Source organism: Pseudomonas tumuqii (assembly GCF_013184545.1).
In the GTDB taxonomy this organism is placed as follows: Bacteria; Pseudomonadota; Gammaproteobacteria; order Pseudomonadales; family Pseudomonadaceae; genus Aquipseudomonas; species Aquipseudomonas tumuqii.
Window position 1 is genome coordinate 502,487 of record NZ_JAAOJA010000003.1, and the last position, 18,671, is coordinate 521,157.

Below are 18,671 nucleotides of genomic sequence, written 5' to 3' on the forward strand. Positions count from 1 at the left end.
TTATGGTTAGCTCGCTAATAATTAGATTTTGATATTTAAAGAGCCGTTCAGCCATGTCGCAGTCGCAGTTGGATCCACACCGTTTCGCCATGCAATTAGCCCAGTTATCCCGTTCCTGGCGCGCCGAACTCGATCGTCGTCTGGTCGGGCTTGGACTGTCACAGGCGCGCTGGCTGGTGCTTTTGCATCTGTCGCGCTTTGAAGAGCAGCCGACCCAGCGTGAGCTGGCGCAAAGCGTGGGAGTCGAAGGACCAACCCTGGCCAGGCTGCTCGATAGCCTGGAAGCCCAGGGCCTGGTCATCCGGCAGGCGGTGCCGGAAGATCGCCGTGCCAAGAAAATCTCCCTGAGCCCGCCGGCGCAACCGTTGATCGAAAAGATCGAGGCCATTTCCACCCAGCTGCGCAAAGAGCTCTTCGCCGGTATTGACGAAGAAGAGCTGCGCCGTTGCCAGCAGGTGCATGCACGGATTCTGAGTAACCTGGAAAAGCGCTGATGGGGCAGGGTCTACCTGACTTGCAGGCGCGTTTCGGCGCGCACTATCCGCGCTGGTTGCTGGGCATCCTGATGATCGGCAGCATGGCCATGGTGCTGGCCTCGACCAGCATCAATGTGGCCCTGCCAGCGATCATGCTGGATTTTTCGATTGGCCGGCCGCAGGCGCAGTGGTTGTCCACCGGTTTTCTCGCGGCCATGACCGCCGGCCTGTTATTGGCCGCCTGGGCGCATTCGCGTTTTGGCGCCAGGCGCACTGCGCAGTTCGGTCTGTGGCTGTTCGTGTTCAGTTCATTGCTGGCCCTGGTCGCCCAAGAGGCCTGGCAGCTGATTGCCCTGCGCATCGTCCAGGGCCTGTGTGCCGGAATCATCCAGCCATTGGCCATGGTGCTGATCTTTCGCGTATTCGTTGGCGGCGGCCGGGGCATGGCCTTGGGCTTCTACGGCCTGGGGGTGATGGTTGCGCCAACCTTGGGGCCGACCATCGGCGGCTATCTGGTCGACCACTTTGGTTGGGGCGCCGTATTCTGGTTGCCCTTGCCCATGTGCGGCCTGGCGCTGCTGGGCGGGCAGTGGTTGTTGCCCAGCCAGCGGGAAAAAACCACGCCTTTGCTGGATGTATGGGCGTTCGTTTTATTGTGCGTGGGCTTGTTCGCCTTGCTCGGCGCCCTGGCCGAGGCCCAGCGCTTTGCCTGGCTGACGCCACGGGTATGGTTGCCCGGTCTGCTGGGTACGTTGGCATTTATCGGCTTTTTCACCCGCAGCTGGCGTAGCGCCAAGCCGCTGCTGCCGTTGCATTTGTGGCGGCATGCCGGCTTTCGCAATGCCAGCTGGGTGGCGCTGACCCTGGGCATGGGCCTGTATGGCTCGACCTATCTGATACCGCTGTACCTGCAAACCGTCGAAGGCTACAGCGCCGGCCGCGCCGGCTTGCTGCTGTTGCCAACCGGAGTGCTGATGGGCGCCGCTTCCTTTGTCGGTGGCTGGCTGAGCGACAGGCAGTCGGCGGCCTTGCTGCTGGTCAGCGGGTTGCTGATTTTCGCCTTGTCTGCTGCAGGTTTCGGCTGGCTCGAGCAGGGCGCCTCGTTCGCCGTGCTGTGCTTCTGGGCCTGTGTCGGACGGGTCGGGCTCGGGCTGCTGTTGCCGGCGCTGAGCACTGGCTCGCTGGACATCCTCAGTGCACAGGAACTGGCGCTGGGCGCCGGTGCGATTACCTTCGTCCGGCAACTGGGCGGGGCATTTGGCGTCAACTTACTGACGTTCTTTCTCGAGTGGCGTCATGGCCGCGAGGGGGGCAACCTGGCGGCTGAGGCCATGGCGTTCCAGCAGAGTTTCTGGCTGATGGCGGCGGTTTTCGCCCTGACTGTGCTGGCGGCTTGGCGCGTGCGTTCGACAGGGCGCTGACGCCCCGTATCCAGCCAGCAGGTGGAAAAGGTCATTTTATTGACTGCTGCCCGTTGCTTTTGCGTATGATGGCTACCTGCCTTATTGCTGCGCCTGCACTAACAGATCGTCTGTTAAAGCATGCAGGCCGGTAAATCATGGCCATACTCATTGATCAGCCGGGTTCGACACGGAGTGTTGCCCCGACATAAGAATTTGCTGCACCCACTGTTTTCACCACTGATGGAGACGCACGCCAAAGCGTGGGGTGGTGTGACGACTCGGGAGCGGAGTCAGCGGGAGAGTGCATATGTCTCGGGTCCGGCAATTGCTGTTCGGTCTTGCTTCAAGCTCGGCATTCTATTCTGGCGTAGTGCCAGCCTTGGGGCTGGGCGAGATCACCCTGCATTCGGCGTTGAATCAGCCGCTGGAGGCGGAAATTGAACTCTTGGAAGTCGCCGATCTGTCCAGCAGTGATCTGTTGGTGCGACTGGCATCTGCCGATGCATTCAGCCGCTCTGGCGTCGATCGCTTGTTCTTTCTCAACGATCTGCGTTTCACCCCTTTGCTGCGAGGCGGCAACAGTGTGATTCGTGTGGTGTCGAGTCAGCCGGTGCGCGAGCCTTATTTGAACTTCATCGTCGAAGTGGCGCGGCCCAATGGTGCGCTGCTGCGCGAATACACCCTGCTGCTCGATCCGCCCGGTTCATCGGCCTACCGTACCGTCGCGGCCGTGCCTGAGGTGCGCGCAGCGTCCACGCCGCCGGTGGTTGCGGCAGCGTCAGCAACTGCCGCTGCGCCGCGCGTCATGCCGGTCGCCGAAGCAGGGGTGCGGTATCGGGTCGTCAGTGGCGACAGCCTGTGGAAGATCGCCGCAGACTTGCGCGTTGCCGGTAGTCAGGCATCGCAGCAGGCGTTGATGCGCGATATCCACGCACTCAATCCGCAGGCATTCAGTGCTGGTGATATCAACCGCCTGCGGGCCGGGGCCGACCTGTTGCTCCCGGACGCCGCCCAGGCGCTCGGTGCACCGCTCGCCAGCGTCAGTGCTGATGGCGCTGCCAGCGCCAGCATGCAGCCCCTGGCGCCCGGTGAGCCGCCAGTCGATGCGCAGGCCGAACAGATGGCACAAATACAGCGGCGCCTGGATCAGGAGCTGCTCAGTCAGGCCGAGGAAACGCTCAAGCTGCAACAGAGCATCACCGATCTGCAGGCGCAGTTGCAGCAGTTGCAGACACAGATGGGCGACAAGGATCAGCAATTGGCCGAGTTGCAAACCCAGTTGGTGGAGCGGCCCGCGCTCGTCCAGTCGTCTCCGGCACCTGCCGCCGCAGAGCCTCCGCTGGTTGAGCTGAGCGAGTCAGGCGAGGCGTCGAGCCGCAACTGGTTCGGCGCCGCTTTGGCTGCGCTGGTCGTGCTGCTGGTGGGTTTGTTCGGGCTGTTCTGGCGCAAGCGGCGTTCGCTGGCAGCGCCAGATCAACCGGCTCAGCCAGTTCCCGGGCCTGCGGCTAACATGCCCGAGCCAATTGCGCCGCCGCTGCGCAGCGTTCCTTTGGTCGCTCGTGTCGATCAGGCACCGGCAGCTGTAACCAATCCAGTCGACGCATTGGAAGGCGCGAATATCTATATTGCCTATGGCCGCTTCGGTGAGGCTGCAGTGATCCTGCGCAAGGCGCTGGATGCTCAGCCAGAGCGCAGTGATATTCGCTTCCGTCTGCTGGAAGTGTTGGCCCAGCAGGGCAATGCCCGGGCCTTCGCCGAGGAAGAGGCGAGGTTGCGCGATTCCGGTTTCACTGCGGCGCGTATCGATCAGCTCAAGGCGCGTCATCCCGGGTTGCTCGATGCCCCCGTGGCTGCCGAGACGCTGGACGATGCCGTGTTGGTGCTGGACGAGGCGCCAGTGCAAGCGGATGAGGTGCTGGAGGATGATTTCCAGCTCAATCTGGATGATTTGTCGCTGGATGCGGATTGGGATCTGGTCAGCCCATTTCCAACCAGCATGCGTAAGAAGGGTGCCGCCTCGGCACCGGAGTTTTCCGCGCGTGACGAGGTGCCGGAGTCTTTTGAGTTGGCGGGCAATCGCGATGCGCGCAGTCCCTTCGCCCAGTCGATGCTGGTTGAAGAAGCATCGGCAGACGACTGGTTGCACGACGATCTGGCCGAAGGCTTCCTCGATCAACCCCTTGCCGATGGCAGCGGCCTGATGCACGACCTCGACCAGTTGGCCGGCAGTCATGATAACCTGGCCAAACTCAACCTGGCACTGGCCTACATCGATCAGGGCAGCCTGGAAAGCGCGTGTAATATCCTCAATGAAGTCATCAACGATGGGGATGACGAACAGAAGCAGGAAGCCCGCGAGCTGTTGGCGAAAATTGCCTGAAGGCATGCGTCAAGCCTGTCACTAGCTGATCGGGGCTTCATCTAAAAGGCCCGCTTACCTGCGCAAGGTAAGCGGGCCTTTTTACGTTGCAAGCCGGGACGGGGTTATCATCTTTCTTTTTGCGTAGGCAGAGTGGTTTATGTCCAGCAGCAAGGTAGAAGTGACCATCACCTATTGCAGTCAGTGCCAATGGCTGTTGCGTGCGGCCTGGCTGGCCCAGGAACTGCTGTCGACCTTCGCCGATGATCTCGGCAAGGTCAGCCTGCAGCCCGGCACCGGCGGGGTGTTTCGCGTCACCTGTGATGGCGTGCAGCTCTGGGAACGCAAGGCCGACGGTGGTTTTCCCGAAGCCAAGGTGCTCAAGCAGCGCTTGCGCGACTTGATCGATCCGGCGCGGGATCTTGGTCACAATGATCGTTCGAACGGCGCCTGATCGCTCGGTCAGCTTTAGTGCTTGCGGACTTGCTCTCCAGCCGCCTAGGCGCTAGGGTTTCCGGCTCGCTCAGTCTAGCCATCAGGATGTTGGAATCTTAGTGAAAACCTCGCCAGAAACCTGTTTGCAATTGTCTGTTCGACCGCCCCGGGCCGGCGCAAATTGAACGCGCCGTCTAGAGCCCTGCTATTGCTGGCGTTGGTGGTCGCGGCGATCAATCTGCGCCCCGGGATCACCTCGCTGGCGCCGCTCATCGAGCGGATTGCCGATGAGCTGGCATTGAGCCGGAGCCTGATCAGCCTGACCACGGCGTTGCCGGTACTGTGCATGGGCTTGCTGGCGCCTTTCGCTCCGCGTCTGGCGTTGCGGCTGGGGTTGGAGCGTACCGTTGCCGTGTGCATGGGGGTGATCACCGCTGCCTTGCTGATGCGCCTGGCCGGTCGGTCCAGTGTGGTGCTGATTGCCAGTGCAGTGCTGCTCGGTGCCGCCATCGCCATTGCCGGGCCCTTGCTGTCTGGCTTTATCAAGCGCCACTTCGCTGGGCAGATGGGCACGGTGGTCGGCTGGTATTCCCTGAGTATGGCTATTGGCGGCGCCGCTGGTGCCGTGCTGACGGCGCCAGCCGCGCAACTGTTCGGCGACAGTTGGCCGCAGGGGCTGGCGGTTTGGGCCTTGCCCGCGCTGTTGGGGTCGCTGTTGTGGCTGTGCCTGCCCAATCGGGCGGAGTCCGCGGATGCAGCAGAAGCCGGCAGCGGTTTGCCATGGAAGCAGCCGCGGGCCTGGATGATCAGCTGCTTTTTCGCGATTCAGGCAGGGCTGTTCTATGCCCTGGCAACCTGGGCGGTGGCGCGTTACCACGAGGCAGGCTTGACCCTGCTGCACAGCAATGCGCTGTTCAGTATCTCGATGCTGATGGGCATGCCCAGTGCGTTCCTGCTGCCCTGGTTGGCCCAGCGTTTCGGCAATCGCTATGCCTTGTTGGTCGCCTGCGGCTTGTTGTCGTCCGTGAGCCTGGCGATGATCACCTTGGTGCCGACCTTCGCGCCGGAATTCTGGGCGGTCACCATCGGCTTCGGTCTCGGCGGCTCATTTGCCTTGTCCCTGGTGCTGCCGTTGTACGAGGCGGGCTCGCCGCTGGCAGTCAGTCGCTGGACCGCGATGATGCTCTGCATGGGCTACAGCATGGCGTGTCTGACGCCGGTGCTGACCGGGCTGGCGCGCGATCTTGCCGGTCACTATCAGTTACCGTTCATGGTGCTGACCGGCCTGGCGTTGCTGATGACGGCGCTGGCCTGGGTCATGCGTAACGGCCCGCGCCATGCCTGATCAGGCGACGGTGAGCCGGCCGGCAAAATGACAAAGTTCCCCAGCAGTTCCTTTCTCGGCACTCGACGCTGTGGTAGAAGGCAGCCTTGATTTTCTGGAGTACCCGTGTGGAGTCCGAATCCATCGTTTATGGCTGCATTCGCGACTGGCCATCCGCTAGTCCGGCGCAGAGCCGTTTGCGTCGGCAGATCAACCACCAGGTGCTGGGCGAGTTGCCGGCGGGCGAGGCCTGGCCATTTCTCGGGCGCGAGATGTTTGCCTGTTGCCAGCAGCCCGGAGAAGGCCTGTACCAGACCCAGGTGATTCACTTCGGCGCCAGTTACCGCGCGGTCGAGTATGAGTGGAACCTGTGGATCGAGCAGTTCGAGACGCTGCTCAAACGCCTGTATTGGGCCAGCGCCGTGGTGCATCTGGAAACCGAACTGAATGGCACGCATACCTTCCGCTGGGAGTCGGACAGCGGTTGCCACAGCCCGCAAGAGGGTGAGCTGCGGGTGCGCTGTGCCTGGGAGCGCGAAGGCGGCGTGCGCGGCTGAGGCCGTGGGAAACATTGCCTGCGTCGATGGCGGCTATTTTCCCACGCACTGCATGCCGGACAGCCGTCTACCCATGCGTTCAGGGTTTGGGTTGGCGATACAGGTCGATCAGTATCTGATCGAGAATCGATGACGCGCCCCAGGGCCGCGGATCATTGAGAATCGCCACCACCGCCCAGCTATTGCCGTTGCGGTCGCGGCTGTAGCCGGCGATGGCGCGGACATTGTTCAGGGTGCCGGTCTTGATATGCGCCTCGCCGACAAGAGCGGTGCGGTGCAGGCGCTTACGCATGGTGCCGTCCATGGCCACCAGCGGCATGGAGCTGATGAATTCGGCGGCATAGGGGCTTTTCCAAGCGGCCTGCAGCAGCTGCGCCAGTTCACGTGCGCTGACGCGTTCGTCACGCGACAGGCCGGAGCCATTCTCGATCACCAGGTGCGGGGCGGTAATGCCTTTGCGCGCCAGCCAGCTACGGATCACTCGCTGCGCTGCCTTGGCATCGTCGCCATCGGCCTCGTTGCGGAACTGCGCGCCGAGACTCAGAAACAGCTGACGGGCCATGGTGTTGTTACTGTATTTGTTGATGTCACGGATGATCTCCACCAGGTCCGGGGAGAAGGCCCGCGCGAGCAGGCGGGCCTTTTTCGGCACATCGGCGAGGCGATCCTTGCCGAGGATCTTGCCGCCCAGTTCCTCCCAGATCGCCCGCACGGTGCCGGCCGCATAACCGGGGTGGTCGAGCAGGGACAGATAGGTCTGGGCGCTGCAGCCCTCGGTCAGTTTGCCGCTGACGATCACGGTGGTGCCGTCGAACTGTTTCACCGGGTTGTAGCGCACATCCGGCCAGCCGGGGCATTTGCCGGCAGGCAAGGCCTTGACCCGATTGTCGATGCGGATCTCGGCAATCGGTGGCTCGACCGCGATGTGCACTTTGCCGCCGTCGGTGCGCGCGACGAAGCGCAGTGCCTTGAGGTTGACCAGCAAGGCGTCGGGGGTGACCAGATACGGTTTGTTGGTGTCGCCACCGTCATCGTTGAAGGTCGGTAGAGCAGGCTGGTTGAAGTGGCTGCGGTCAAGTACCAGGTCGCCGCTTATCTGGTGCACGCCGTTGGCGCGCAGGTCGCGCAGCAGCAGCCAGAGGCGCTCCATGTTCAGCTTGGGGTCGCCACCGCCTTTGAGGAACAGGTTGCCGTGCAGCACGCCGTCTTTCAGCGGGCCGTCGGTGTAGAACTCGGTTTTCCACTGGTGCGTCGGGCCGAGCAGCTCCAGCGCGGCAAAGGTGGTCACCAGCTTCATGGTCGAGGCCGGATTGACCGACACGTCGGCGTTGAAGAAGGTGCTGGTGCCCGGGCCGGTCAGTGGCAGGGTGACCACCGACAGGGATTGGCTGCTGATCTTGTTGGCTTTCAGCGATTGCTGGACCTTGGCCGGCAGGCTGCTGTTGACGGCGGCATGCAAGGGCAGGGCGAGCGGCAGGAGCAAACCGGCGATGGCCAGTTTGCGCAAGGTGTTGATCATGGGTAAATACCCTCCAGGCGAGGGGTGGCGATCACGAGCGACATGTGCGGAAGGTTCCGTCGAGGTTTTGCGAATTGCCGCACATTATGCCCCAAGGTCGTCCTCCTTGCGCCGCTCTGTGACCGGCGTAAATGCTCGCTCTGCTGGTTTGGCTGCACGGCGCCTGTCGCCTGGCTGGCAGAGAGGCGGGCAATTCGTACGGCAAGCTGCTAAAGTGCCGCGCGTTATCACTTTTGAGGATTGTTCCATGGCTACTAACCGTTCCCGCCGTCTGCGCAAAAAACTCTGCGTGGATGAATTCCAGGAGCTGGGTTTTGAGCTGAACCTGAACTTCAAAGACGATCTGGCCGAAGAGGCCATTGATGCATTCCTCGATCAGTTTCTGCGTGACGCCATGACCGCCAACGGTCTTGGTTATGTCGGTGGCGATGACTATGGTCTGGTATGTCTGGCCAAGCGTGGCTCGGTCAGCGAAGAGCAGCGTGCCCAGGTCGAAGCTTGGTTGAAAGGTCGTGATGAGCTGGTCGACATTACTGTCAGCCCGCTGATGGACGTTTGGTATCCGGACAGCACCATCAATACCCCGGCCTGATGTCCGCCGGCTGGGCATGCAACATGCCTAGCCGTTGCTTCACCGTGCATGCGGGCCTTCGGCTCCCGCCCTTCTGCAAGACCGTCTAATTCGCCAAGAAGATATCAAGCCCAGCGGACGTCTTGTCTGCCAGCCCGGCTTTGCTCAGCACTGCGCGTTCATCCACCTCGTCGATCTGTTGTGCTTGCATGAAGCGTTCGGCGTAGCGCCGATAGATTTTCGTGCGGACGAACAAGCCGAACAGTTCCCGGTCTATGTGCGCGTCCTGGCACATGGTCGCCATGATGTGCAGCGACTCCGAGAGCCGCTTGCCCTTTTTGTAGGGACGGTCCGCGGCGGTCAACGCTTCGAAAATATCGGCTATCGCCATCATGCGTGCCGGCAGGCTCATCTGTTCGCGGTGCAGGCGTTTCGGGTAGCCGCTGCCGTCCATTTTTTCATGGTGACCGCCCGCGATCTCGCAGACGCTCTGCAAGTGCGCGGGAAAGGGCAGGCGGTCGAGCATGAGGATGGTTTGCACGATGTGGTGGTTGATGATGTAGCGCTCTTCGCGCGTTAGCGTGCCACGGGTGATGCCCAGGTTGTGCAGCTCGCCGCGATTGAACTTGTGCAAGGGCACGTCCAGCTGGAAGCCCCAGGGATTATCGGGCGGGATGATTTCCGCGGGTGGACGTTCGATCAGGTGCTCGGGCTTGTCGGCCAGCAACGGCTCTTCGACCGGCAGGCGCGATGCCGGCCGCCGCTCATGGCGTTTGGCTTCTTCCCAGGACAGACCGAGGCGATCATCGAGGGTGCGTGTCCAGGTGCGTGTGGCGATCTGTTGCAGGCGCGCCAGGTCCGCCTCGGCCATGGCCTCAGCGCCGATGTTGCAGCGGGCGACGAAGGCGAACTCAGCGTCCAGGGTGGCCAGCAACTCATCGCGCCCGGTGGCCAGTTGCAGCGGGTCGCCCCCTTGCGCGCAGCCTTGCCAATAAGCGATCCAGGCGTCGCGCTTGAGCACTTCGAAGCGCATGCGCACTTCATGGATGCGATCGTAGAGGGTCTCCAGCTTGGTCGCCTTGTCTACCACGTATTCGGGCGTGGTGACCTTGCCGCAATCATGCAGCCAGGCGGCAATATGCAGCGCCTCCCATTCATCGTCGCTGGGCCGATAGTCGCGAAAGCCCGGCTCATCGCTGTCCGCCGCCGCGCGGGCCAGCATCAGGGTGATTTCCGGCACGCGCTGGCAGTGGCCGCCGGTATAGGGGCTCTTGGCATCGATGGCGCCGGCGATCAGTTGGATAAATGCATTGAGCAGCAGTTTCTGCCGTTCCAGCAGACGCTGGCTGTCAATGCACAGCGCCGCCACGCCGGACAGCGCCTCGACGAACGCCACGCGCTCGGGGCTCTGCATGGCCAGGTCGGATGGCTCGCCACGGTCGCAGTGCAACAGCACCAGGATGCCCAGCCTATCGCCCTGACGGTTGTGCAGGCCGGTGGCTACCAGATGGACGCGCGGGCTGTCGAGGCTTTGCAGCAGGCTTCGGTAGTCGCCGGCCTGATCGAAGCCCAGCGAGGCGATGCTGCTCTTGGCGCCGTTGGCCGGTTGCTGCAGCCAGCAGGGCAATTGGCTGGCGGCCTTGTCGTAGCCACGAATGCTGTGCTGGTCGAGACTGTGCTGCGCGCCGTCGAGAAACAGACCATAAGGCTCCAGGCGCCCGCTGTCGGCGTCGAGCAGGTAAATCAGGCCGCCGTGGGCCGCGCTGATGGCCACGGTCTCCTGCAGAATCCGTTCAAGCAGGGTGTCGAAGCGGGTTTCGGCGGAGAGGCTGGCGGAGATGTCGAGGAAGCTGGAAATGGTCTCCTTCATCCGCACCATGGATTTAGCCAGTTGATCCACTTCCAGCACCGGCGAGTGACCGCTGGAGGGGTGGTTGAAGTCGAAACGGCGGATGGCCTCGGCCTCCTGCACCAGGGCGCGCAAGGGTTTGGCCACAAGCCGCGACGCCAGCCAACCCAGGGGTAGGCACAGCAGCAAGGCGGTCAGCGTGATCAGTGCGCCTTGCCAGCGGATGCGATAGGCGTCGGCCAGCAGTTCGTCTTCCGGTACCAGCAGCGCCAGGTGCAGACCTTGCGGTCCGCCTTCCTGGATATGGCTGCGCGAGACGACCCAGCGTCGTTCGCTCAGCTCCAGAATGCCCTGATGCGGGGCGTCCAGGCCATCGCCCAGGAGGGTCGCGAGTTCCGGGCTGAGATCGCGGGCCGGGGTCAGCTGCGCTTGGTCGTCATCCATCAGCAACAGGCGCGTGCTGTCTGGATAGGCCACGGTATTGCCCTTGGCATCGAACAGGATGACTTGGCTGCTGGCCGTCACCTGGTGCTGGGCCAGGGTGGTGGAGAGGTCGGAAAGGGTCAGGTCCGCGGCCAGCACGCTGCTCGGTCCGGCACGCCTGGCCAGGGTAGTGCCGACTTCCCGGGTGGAGAAGAACACATAAGGCGCGGTGGTGATCTGCTCGGTCTGGCTGCTGGCGCTCAGGTACCAACTGCGGCTGCGTGGGTCGAAGGCTTCCAGGGGGCGTTGCTGCTGGCTGATGAGGTTCAGCGTATCGTCGAAGAACAGGTAATGGGCCTCGACCCCGGTTGCGCTGCGGTCGATCGACCAGACCTGATAGCTCGCCTGCTCGGGTGCTGCCAGGAGCTGCTTCCGCGTTTCGCTGCGCAGCGGCCGCAGCATGAAAAAGTCGCCGTCGGCATAGCCGAGGTGCAGCGAGGCCAGCTTGGGGTTGTCACGCAGGGCCTGGGCCAAAGGTTCAAGCAGCGCCAGGCGGCCCTGAAGATCGCTCGCCTGGGTGTCGCGATTGAGCACCAGCATGTTGAGCAGGTGGTTGATGGGTTGGTAGGTGTGGCGCAGATCCTTCTGCACGTCCTGTTGGAGGCGTTCGAACAGCTTGGCGCTGCTGGAGAAGATGATCTGCGAGTTCTGCTGGTAGTTGAACAGTCCCAGCACTACGCCGATCAGCAACAACAGCAGGGTGAACAACACGCTGATATGTACGTGCAGGGGCAAGCGGCGGTCGTGGGGCCTGGTAATCCTGGGCATCGCGCGTCCCTCCGTGAATTGCGCTGCGGACCCGCGAAGCATAGTGAAGGGTCCGCAGGGTTGCCTGCTAAAAGCGATTAATTATAAGAAAACCTAAGCTTAGAGCTGCTGCTCGATGTCCCTGCTCAAGGTGTTTGCTGCGGCGTGGCAACGCGCTTCGCGTGTTTGTCCAGTAACTGACTCAGCCCGTGCATGAGCAGCGCGACGAGCAGCGCCAGTACCACGCCAAACAGGGCGTTGAGCAAGCGCACTTCGGCAAGCTGCCAATCCTGGGCGAGGCTTTCGGCGAGCAAGACGAAGCAGACGGTGGTTTGCAGCACGAACAAGCCATAGTGGTTGGCCTGGATGGCACGGCTGAGGGCGATCAATGGCAGCAGGGTGGCGACCATCAGGGGCGGGTCCTGCAGGCTGTGCCCGAGCAAGATCAATAACCCGGCAGCAGCCAGGCTGGCCAGGCTCGCTTGCAGGGCGCGCACCAGGCTGCCCTGGAATTCCAGCTGCAGGGTGGTCACCACGGTCAAGGTCAACCAATAGCCGCGTTCCAGGCCGGCCAGGTTGACGATCAGGCCAGCGAGCGAGAAGGCCAGGGTGCAGGCCAGTGCATGCAGGCGCCACTGCTGCTGCGGCAAGCGCCTGGCGCGGCGTTTGAGCACTTTGAGGATGCTGACGAAGCGGGGCATGTAGGGCCACATGCGCAGGCCATGCATGCCACGCAGGCCGAACGCCAGGAGCATCACCCAGAGGCCGCCGAGGATGAACAGCATGGCGATGGCCAACGGTTTATCCAGGTTGCCCAGGCCTTGCTGACCTTGCCCCAGACACAGGCAGACGGCCAGGCCTATGCCGAGTTTGCCGGCCTCGCTGCCAAAGCGTTGCAGCCAGGCGAGCAAGAAACCGAAGGCGCCGAACAGGCCGAGACTGATCAGCGGATTGCTGGCCGCCCAGAAACCCAGGCCGGCACTGCAGGCGCCGAGGCCGATGAGCATCAGCATGCGCAGCATGCCGAAGCGGTGCAGGGGGTTGGCCTGGGCGGCCTGAAAGGCGCCAACCGATGCCCAGAGAAAGCCCGGGTGGGCACTGAACAAGCCAAGCAGCAAGGGCAGGGCGCAGCCGAAGCCGGCGACCATCGCCGGCCCCCAGGCCGGCGGTCCGGCATGCCAGCTGAAGGTTTTCCGTAGCACGCTTTTCATGAATTACACCGGACTCGAGCGCCCCGTCATTTCACGGGCCATTTCAGTAGCGTAGCTGTCGGTCATGCCGGCGATAAAGTCGATCATGCGCAGAAACGAGGTATACAGCGATCCATGCGGGTCCGGCGCATTGTTGCCGAGCAGGTCGAGGATACGCCGGTGCTTGAACGATGGTGTGCGCCCGCCGTGCTGCTCCAGTGCGGCGCCACAAAAGGCGTTGAGGAGGATTTCCAGGGTGGTGTAGGCGCCGATCTCGTGCAGGGTCTTGCGCTTGTCCTGGAAGATCTTCTCCCGCGCCATGTCCTTGGCGCTCTGCACGCAGCGCTTGGCGGTGCCGTGCATATGCTCGACCAGATCGCCCAGCAGGGTACCGGCAAGTAGGGCGTCTTGCTGTTCGACGAAAGCATGGGCAGCGGCATTGGTCAGGTGTTCGATGGCCTTGCCGCGCAGGATCGCCAGCTTGCGCCGTTTTGAATCCTGCGGACCAAGCTGGCGGTAGGTTTCCGGCAGGTCGTCACCAACCAGGTCGAGCAGCAGTGCCTCGACTTCGCGGTAGTCGAGCAGTTCCATCTCCAGGCCATCTTCCAGGTCGATCAGGCCGTAGCAGATGTCGTCCGCCGCCTCCATCAGATAGACCAGCGGATGGCGCGCCCAGCGCTGTTCTTCCAGTTGCGGCAGGCCGAGTTTGTGGGCGATTTGTTCGAGCAGCGGCAGTTCGCTCTGGTAGCAGCCGAACTTGTGCTTCTTGTAACCGAGCGCTTCGGCGTGACGCGCGGTCCAGGGGTATTTCAGGTAAGTGCCGAGGGTTGCATAGGTCAGTCGCGTACCGCCGTCGAACTGGTGGTATTCCAGCTGGGTGAGCACGCGAAAACCCTGGGCGTTGCCTTCGAAACTGAGAAAATCGCCGCGCTCGGCTTCGCTCATCGCCTCCAGCCAGCCGCGCCCCGCGGCCTGCTGAAACCAGTGGCGAATCGCATCCTCGCCCGAATGGCCGAATGGCGGGTTGCCGATGTCATGGGCCAGGCACGCCGACTGCACGACCATGCCCAGATCGCTCGGCTCGCACCAGGCGGGCAGCTCGCTGCGGATCATCTCGCCGACACGCATGCCCAGCGAGCGCCCGACGCAGCTGACTTCCAGCGAATGGGTCAGGCGCGTGTGGATGTGGTCGTTGCTCGACACCGGATGTACCTGGGTCTTGCGTCCCAGGCGGCGAAAGGCGCCGGAGAAGATGATCCGGTCATGATCTTTGTGGAAGGGCGTGCGGCCCAGTTCATCGGCGCTGTGCGTCGGTTTGCCGAGTCGTTCGCGGTTGAGCAGTGTTTGCCAGTCCAAGGCCAGTCCTCGCCATTCAGTGGCAGATGACCTCTAGCTTCGGGGTTCGCGCGATCGGCTGCAAGCGCTGTGGGGCATCCTTATTGATTGAATATGGGGGGCGCCAGGGCCGCGTGCAGGTGGCCATCGGTGGCGAGGGGGGCGAGCGAGCACTTGCGGGCTTATGGGCAGGCAGCAAAACGCCGCGAATTGCGGCGTTATGCTTCAGCCAGGCGAGGGCCTGCTTATGGGGCTTTTGCCTCGTTGCCAGCGCCGCGTGGCGGGTTGCGCCTGAGCAGCGGGAAGGCGATCAGGGCGATGCGTAGCCAGCGTCGCCAGTTGCCGCGGCGTACGCCCAGCGTCGCCAGCAGCAGGGCGCCGCCAGCGACCCAGAGTGGGGCGTTGCTGTTGCTCAGCTCTTCACGCCAATGGCTGCTGAAATGCTGCACCTGGCGTAGCGGTTGCAGGATCACCAGGGTTTCGTGGCGCAATTCCTGGCGATGCATTTCCAGGCGCAGGCGCAGCATGGCTTTGCGTAACTCGCTGCGCGAGGCCTTGGCAGGCAGTTCGGGTAGGCTCATGGCAGCAGTTGCTCGCGGTCGCGGGCCAGTTCTTCGAGGCTGGCATTGAACGGTGGAGGGGCATTGCGCAGGTGTGTCAGCAGGCGCAGCAGGCAAATCAGCAGGCCCAGGGTATAAGCCGCGCACAGCAGGATGATCACGGTCAGCCGATGGCTATCCCAGAAACTGATCAACAGCGCAGCAGACAGGCCGATCACCAGGAGCAAGCCAAACACCAGACTCAGGCTGGTCAGCACCAACAGGCGAAGCGTGTGGCTTTGCTGTTCTTTCAGCTCTTCGCCAAACAGTGCGACATGGCCATGTAATAAACCGAGCAGGGCACCGGCAAAGCGCCGCGGCGAGGCGCCGCGGCTGGGGGGGGAGGGTGTGGCGTCCATGTCTTCTCTCATCAGCGCCGAGTGATCAGCATGCCCAGCAGCAAACCGATGGCGGCGGCAACGCCCAGCGTCTGCCAGGGATGGGTCTGCACATAACCCTCGGTTGCCTGGACTGCGGCCTTGCCGCGATCACGTAGCGAGTCTTCCGCATTGTGCAAGGTGGAGCGGGCGCGGCCGAGGCTGGTGCGGATCTGTTCGCGTAGCTCTTCGGCTTGCTCGCCAACCAGGCTGGCCGAATGTTGCAGCAGTTTTTCAGTGTCGCTAACCAGTGCCTGAAATTCGTTGATCAGTTCGTCCTGGCTTGTTGCGCTGGCGTTTTTACGAGGCATCGGGTTTCTCCTTGAACTGTTTTGTTCAGTGTAAAAGGTTCGAGTGTGGAGCGGGGATTGGGTTCCTTCTTTATAAGGCCGGGCGGTTTCAGCTGCTGATCGATCACGCACTGGTACAACGCTTGCATTGTGCTGGTGCGCTCCCTTGGCTGAATGCTCTTTTATGGGGCTTGGCAAGGGTCGGCTCGGACGCCATGGTGTATTGATAACTAATTGATAAATATAGATTAATTTCCTTGTGTGCAAATTTTAGCGGGGCTGTTTCAGTGCCCTGTATGGCTGTGCTACATGAAGTGAGTCGCTTGTTGTGCTGCAGGATGGTGCGCCTGCTGTCATAAGTGACTCTCTTTGGTGCGTCTTCTCTAACCACGGAGTTTTCTTCGCTGATGGAAAACATCAATAGTGCTGTGGAAACCCTGATTCACGGCTCCAATACCCTGTTTATCCTGCTTGGTGCGGTCATGGTGCTGGCCATGCACGCCGGCTTCGCCTTTCTCGAGGTGGGTACGGTGCGGCAGAAGAATCAGGTCAACGCCTTGTCGAAGATAATCTCCGACTTCGCCGTGTCAGCCCTAGCCTATTTCTTTATAGGCTATTGGATCGCCTATGGCGTGACTTTCCTCGAACCGGCGAGCGTGCTGACCGAAGGCAACGGCTATGCCCTGGTCAAGTTCTTCTTCCTGATGACTTTCGCCGCAGCGATCCCTGCGATCATCTCCGGTGGTATCGCCGAGCGTGCCCGGTTCGGTCCGCAACTGTGCGCCACCATTCTGATCGTGGCCTTCGTCTATCCGTTCTTCGAGGGCGTGATCTGGAACGGCAACTACGGCGTTCAGGCTTGGCTCGAGGCGCAGTTCGGCGCGCCTTTCCATGACTTCGCCGGCTCGGTGGTGGTGCATGCAATGGGCGGTTGGCTGGCCCTGGGTGCGGTGCTGTTGCTGGGGCGGCGTAACGGGCGCTATCGCGATGGCAAGCTGGTGGCATTCGCACCGTCGAATATTCCGTTTCTCGCCCTGGGCTCGTGGATCCTGATCATCGGCTGGTTCGGTTTCAACGTCATGAGCGCGCAGACCCTGGGCAGCGTCAGTGGCCTGGTGGCGGTCAATACGTTGATGGCAATGGTCGGCGGTACCGTGGCGGCCTTGCTGGTCGGGCGCAATGACCCGGGCTTTCTGCACAACGGCCCGTTGGCCGGACTGGTGGCGGTGTGTGCCGGCTCCGACCTGATGCACCCGGTCGGCGCCTTGGCCACTGGCGCCATCGCCGGGGCGCTGTTCGTCTGGGCGTTCACTGCGACCCAGGTCACCTGGAAGATCGACGACGTGCTCGGCGTCTGGCCGCTGCATGGCCTGTGCGGCGTGTGGGGCGGGATCGCCTGCGGCATCTTCGGTCAGCAGGCTTTGGGCGGCCTCGGCGGCATCAGCCTGAGCAGCCAGTTGGTCGGTACCGCGCTCGGCGTTGTGGTGGCGTTGCTCGGTGGCTTGCTGGTGTACGGCGTGCTCAAGGCGCTGGTCGGCATCCGCCTGAGTCAGGAAGATGAGTTCAATGGCGCCGACTTGTCGATCCACAAGATTGGCTCGGTCAGCGAAGACTGAGCAAAGGCGATCCAAAACGCAAAAAGCCCGCTCGAATGAGCGGGCTTTTTGTTTGCAGTCGGGCTTACAGCAGCGGGATGCTGTAGCTGACGATCAGGCGGTTTTCGTCGAGGTCGCCGATACTGGCATTGGAGCGCACCATGGCATTGCGCCAGCGCACGCCGAGGTTTTTCAGCGGGCCTTCCTGAACGGTGTAGCTGATGTCCAGGTCGCGTTCCCATTCCTTGCCATCGCGACCGCCTACGCCAGTGAAATCTTCACCGGTGACGTAGCGCACGAAGGCCACCAGGCCGGGTACGCCATAGGTCGCGAAGTTGATGTCGTAGCGCGCTTGCCAGGACTCTTGATCTTCACGGGTGAAGTCGAGGATCTGGATGTAGTTGACGATGTAGGGGTCGGTCTCGTTGAGGAACGGGAAGGCGTTGTCACCACTGACTTGCTGGTAACCCGTGCGGAAGGTGTGTGCGCCCAGGCCGGCCCAGAGGTTTACCGAGGTCAGGCCATTGTCGATGTCGCCAGCCCGCTGCTTGCCATTGTCCTGCGAGTCGAAGTACGCCAGGTTGGCGCCGAGCTTCCAGTCACCCACGGGCTGGATATGGACCAGGTTGTAGAGTTTCTGGTCGTAGATGTCTTCCAGTTCACCGTACCAGAGGCCGACCGTGGTATTGCCGCCGTTGAATTTGTAATCGCCGCCGGCAAGGTTGTAATCGCCGCCTTCGATACCTGCAAAGCTGTTGGCTGCGGTGATGTCCTGGGTATCGGTGGAGTTGCGGAAGTTGACCTTCTGCAGTTGGCCGCCATTGAGGCTCAGGCCTTCAATCTCCTGGGAGTTGATGATGCCGCCGGTAAACACCTGAGGCAGCAAGCGCGAGTCGCCGGAAGTGACGATTGGCAGTTTCGGCATCATGCCACCGACCTTGGCCACGGTATTCGACAGTTTCACTTTGACTGCCGCGGTGGCTTCGGAATACTCATCCGGGCCTTCATTGCCAAAGCTATTGGGCAGCAAGTTAGTGCCGGCGCGCTCGTCCGACGAGTCGAGTTTCAGACCCAGGCCGGCATAGGCGTCGAGGCCGAAGCCGACCGGGCCTTCGGTAAAGCCGGATTCGGCTTTGAAGATAAAGCCCTGTGCCCACTCCTCACGTTTGGATTGCTGCACTGCGGTGCTATTGCGCAGGTCGCGATTCATGTAGAAGTTGCGCAGCTCCAGGCTGGCTTTGCTGTCTTTGACGAATTCGGCGTAAGCCAGGGATGGCAGGGTGAGGCTGGCGCCCAGGGTGGCGAGGGCCACTGCTTGGGCGAGGCGCGTCTTACTCATTATTATTGTCTCCATGATGGTGTGCGGACCGGCGCGTGACCGACCTGTTACGGCGTTGTGGAATAAACCACGCGCGCGCTTGACTGGCCTTTAGACTTTAGTCGGCATGCTTTATGTGTCAGTGACTTACGCGTGACTGCCGAGTCTGTCATGGGAGATCTAGCGCATATCCACGGGGCTGGGGTCATGGCTCGGCACCAGGGATGGTATTCGACGTGACCCT

16 protein-coding genes are annotated in these 18,671 nt (G+C 62.2%); 8 read left to right on the plus strand and 8 right to left on the minus strand.

The annotated features are described in order from the left end of the window. Window positions 1-53: 53 nt before the first annotated feature. From G9C89_RS08705 to G9C89_RS08730, 6 genes are all read left to right on the plus strand, one after another. Window positions 54-494, plus strand: coding sequence for a MarR family transcriptional regulator (locus tag G9C89_RS08705; RefSeq protein WP_172147463.1), 441 nt, complete (start codon window positions 54-56; stop codon window positions 492-494). Further along, complete coding sequence (locus tag G9C89_RS08710) at window positions 494-1,897, plus strand: DHA2 family efflux MFS transporter permease subunit (protein WP_172147464.1); 1,404 nt, start codon at window positions 494-496, stop codon at window positions 1,895-1,897. The genes G9C89_RS08705 and G9C89_RS08710 overlap by 1 nt, the downstream gene beginning before the upstream one ends. 289 nt (window positions 1,898-2,186) lie before the next feature. Next, the gene (locus G9C89_RS08715; protein WP_172147465.1) at window positions 2,187-4,259 is read left to right on the plus strand and encodes a FimV family protein; all 2,073 of its coding nucleotides are present in this window, start codon (window positions 2,187-2,189) and stop codon (window positions 4,257-4,259) included. Between the two features lie 139 nt (window positions 4,260-4,398). Then, complete coding sequence (locus G9C89_RS08720; RefSeq protein WP_172147466.1) at window positions 4,399-4,692, plus strand: SelT/SelW/SelH family protein; 294 nt, start codon at window positions 4,399-4,401, stop codon at window positions 4,690-4,692. Window positions 4,693-4,884: 192 nt separating this feature from the next. After that, window positions 4,885-6,018: an MFS transporter gene (locus G9C89_RS08725; protein WP_256674153.1), complete on the plus strand. Its 1,134-nt coding sequence runs from the start codon at window positions 4,885-4,887 to the stop codon at window positions 6,016-6,018. A 107-nt stretch (window positions 6,019-6,125) separates the two neighbouring features. Next, a complete protein-coding gene (locus G9C89_RS08730) occupies window positions 6,126-6,554 on the plus strand; it encodes a hypothetical protein (protein WP_172147468.1) in 429 nt (142 codons plus the stop codon). Between the two features lie 79 nt (window positions 6,555-6,633). Here the strand turns inward: G9C89_RS08730 and dacB are convergent, their stop codons facing one another. Then, a complete protein-coding gene (gene dacB, locus G9C89_RS08735) occupies window positions 6,634-8,073 on the minus strand; it encodes a D-alanyl-D-alanine carboxypeptidase/D-alanyl-D-alanine endopeptidase (RefSeq protein WP_172147469.1) in 1,440 nt (479 codons plus the stop codon). 247 nt (window positions 8,074-8,320) lie between these two features. On the opposite strand from dacB, the gene G9C89_RS08740 reads away from it, so the two are divergent. Next, window positions 8,321-8,665: a YggL family protein gene (locus tag G9C89_RS08740; protein ID WP_172147470.1), complete on the plus strand. Its 345-nt coding sequence runs from the start codon at window positions 8,321-8,323 to the stop codon at window positions 8,663-8,665. 85 nt (window positions 8,666-8,750) lie between these two features. On the opposite strand, the gene G9C89_RS08745 is transcribed toward G9C89_RS08740, so the two are convergent. The 6 genes from G9C89_RS08745 to G9C89_RS08770 form a co-directional block, all read right to left on the minus strand. Continuing rightward, window positions 8,751-11,744, minus strand: coding sequence for an HD domain-containing phosphohydrolase (locus G9C89_RS08745; protein ID WP_172147471.1), 2,994 nt, complete (start codon window positions 11,742-11,744; stop codon window positions 8,751-8,753). A 125-nt stretch (window positions 11,745-11,869) separates the two neighbouring features. Next, on the minus strand, window positions 11,870-12,934 hold the full coding sequence (locus G9C89_RS08750; protein WP_172147472.1) for an FUSC family protein: 1,065 nt from the start codon (window positions 12,932-12,934) through the stop codon (window positions 11,870-11,872). 3 nt (window positions 12,935-12,937) lie between these two features. Continuing rightward, on the minus strand, window positions 12,938-14,269 hold the full coding sequence (locus tag G9C89_RS08755) for a deoxyguanosinetriphosphate triphosphohydrolase (protein ID WP_172147473.1): 1,332 nt from the start codon (window positions 14,267-14,269) through the stop codon (window positions 12,938-12,940). A 224-nt stretch (window positions 14,270-14,493) separates the two neighbouring features. Beyond that, window positions 14,494-14,829, minus strand: coding sequence for a hypothetical protein (locus G9C89_RS08760; protein ID WP_172147474.1), 336 nt, complete (start codon window positions 14,827-14,829; stop codon window positions 14,494-14,496). Next, complete coding sequence (locus G9C89_RS08765; RefSeq protein WP_172147475.1) at window positions 14,826-15,206, minus strand: phage holin family protein; 381 nt, start codon at window positions 15,204-15,206, stop codon at window positions 14,826-14,828. Before G9C89_RS08765 ends, G9C89_RS08760 begins: the two co-directional genes overlap by 4 nt. An 11-nt stretch (window positions 15,207-15,217) precedes the next feature. Further along, complete coding sequence (locus G9C89_RS08770; RefSeq protein WP_172147476.1) at window positions 15,218-15,535, minus strand: DUF883 family protein; 318 nt, start codon at window positions 15,533-15,535, stop codon at window positions 15,218-15,220. Between the two features lie 386 nt (window positions 15,536-15,921). Here G9C89_RS08770 and G9C89_RS08775 point away from each other — a divergent pair, with 386 nt between their 5' ends. After that, on the plus strand, window positions 15,922-17,130 hold the full coding sequence (locus G9C89_RS08775) for an ammonium transporter (RefSeq protein WP_172147477.1): 1,209 nt from the start codon (window positions 15,922-15,924) through the stop codon (window positions 17,128-17,130). 64 nt (window positions 17,131-17,194) lie between these two features. On the opposite strand, the gene G9C89_RS08780 is transcribed toward G9C89_RS08775, so the two are convergent. Beyond that, window positions 17,195-18,448 (minus strand): OprD family porin, encoded by a 1,254-nt coding sequence (locus G9C89_RS08780; protein ID WP_172147478.1) that lies wholly within the window; start codon window positions 18,446-18,448, stop codon window positions 17,195-17,197. Between the last annotated feature and the right edge of the window lie 223 nt (window positions 18,449-18,671).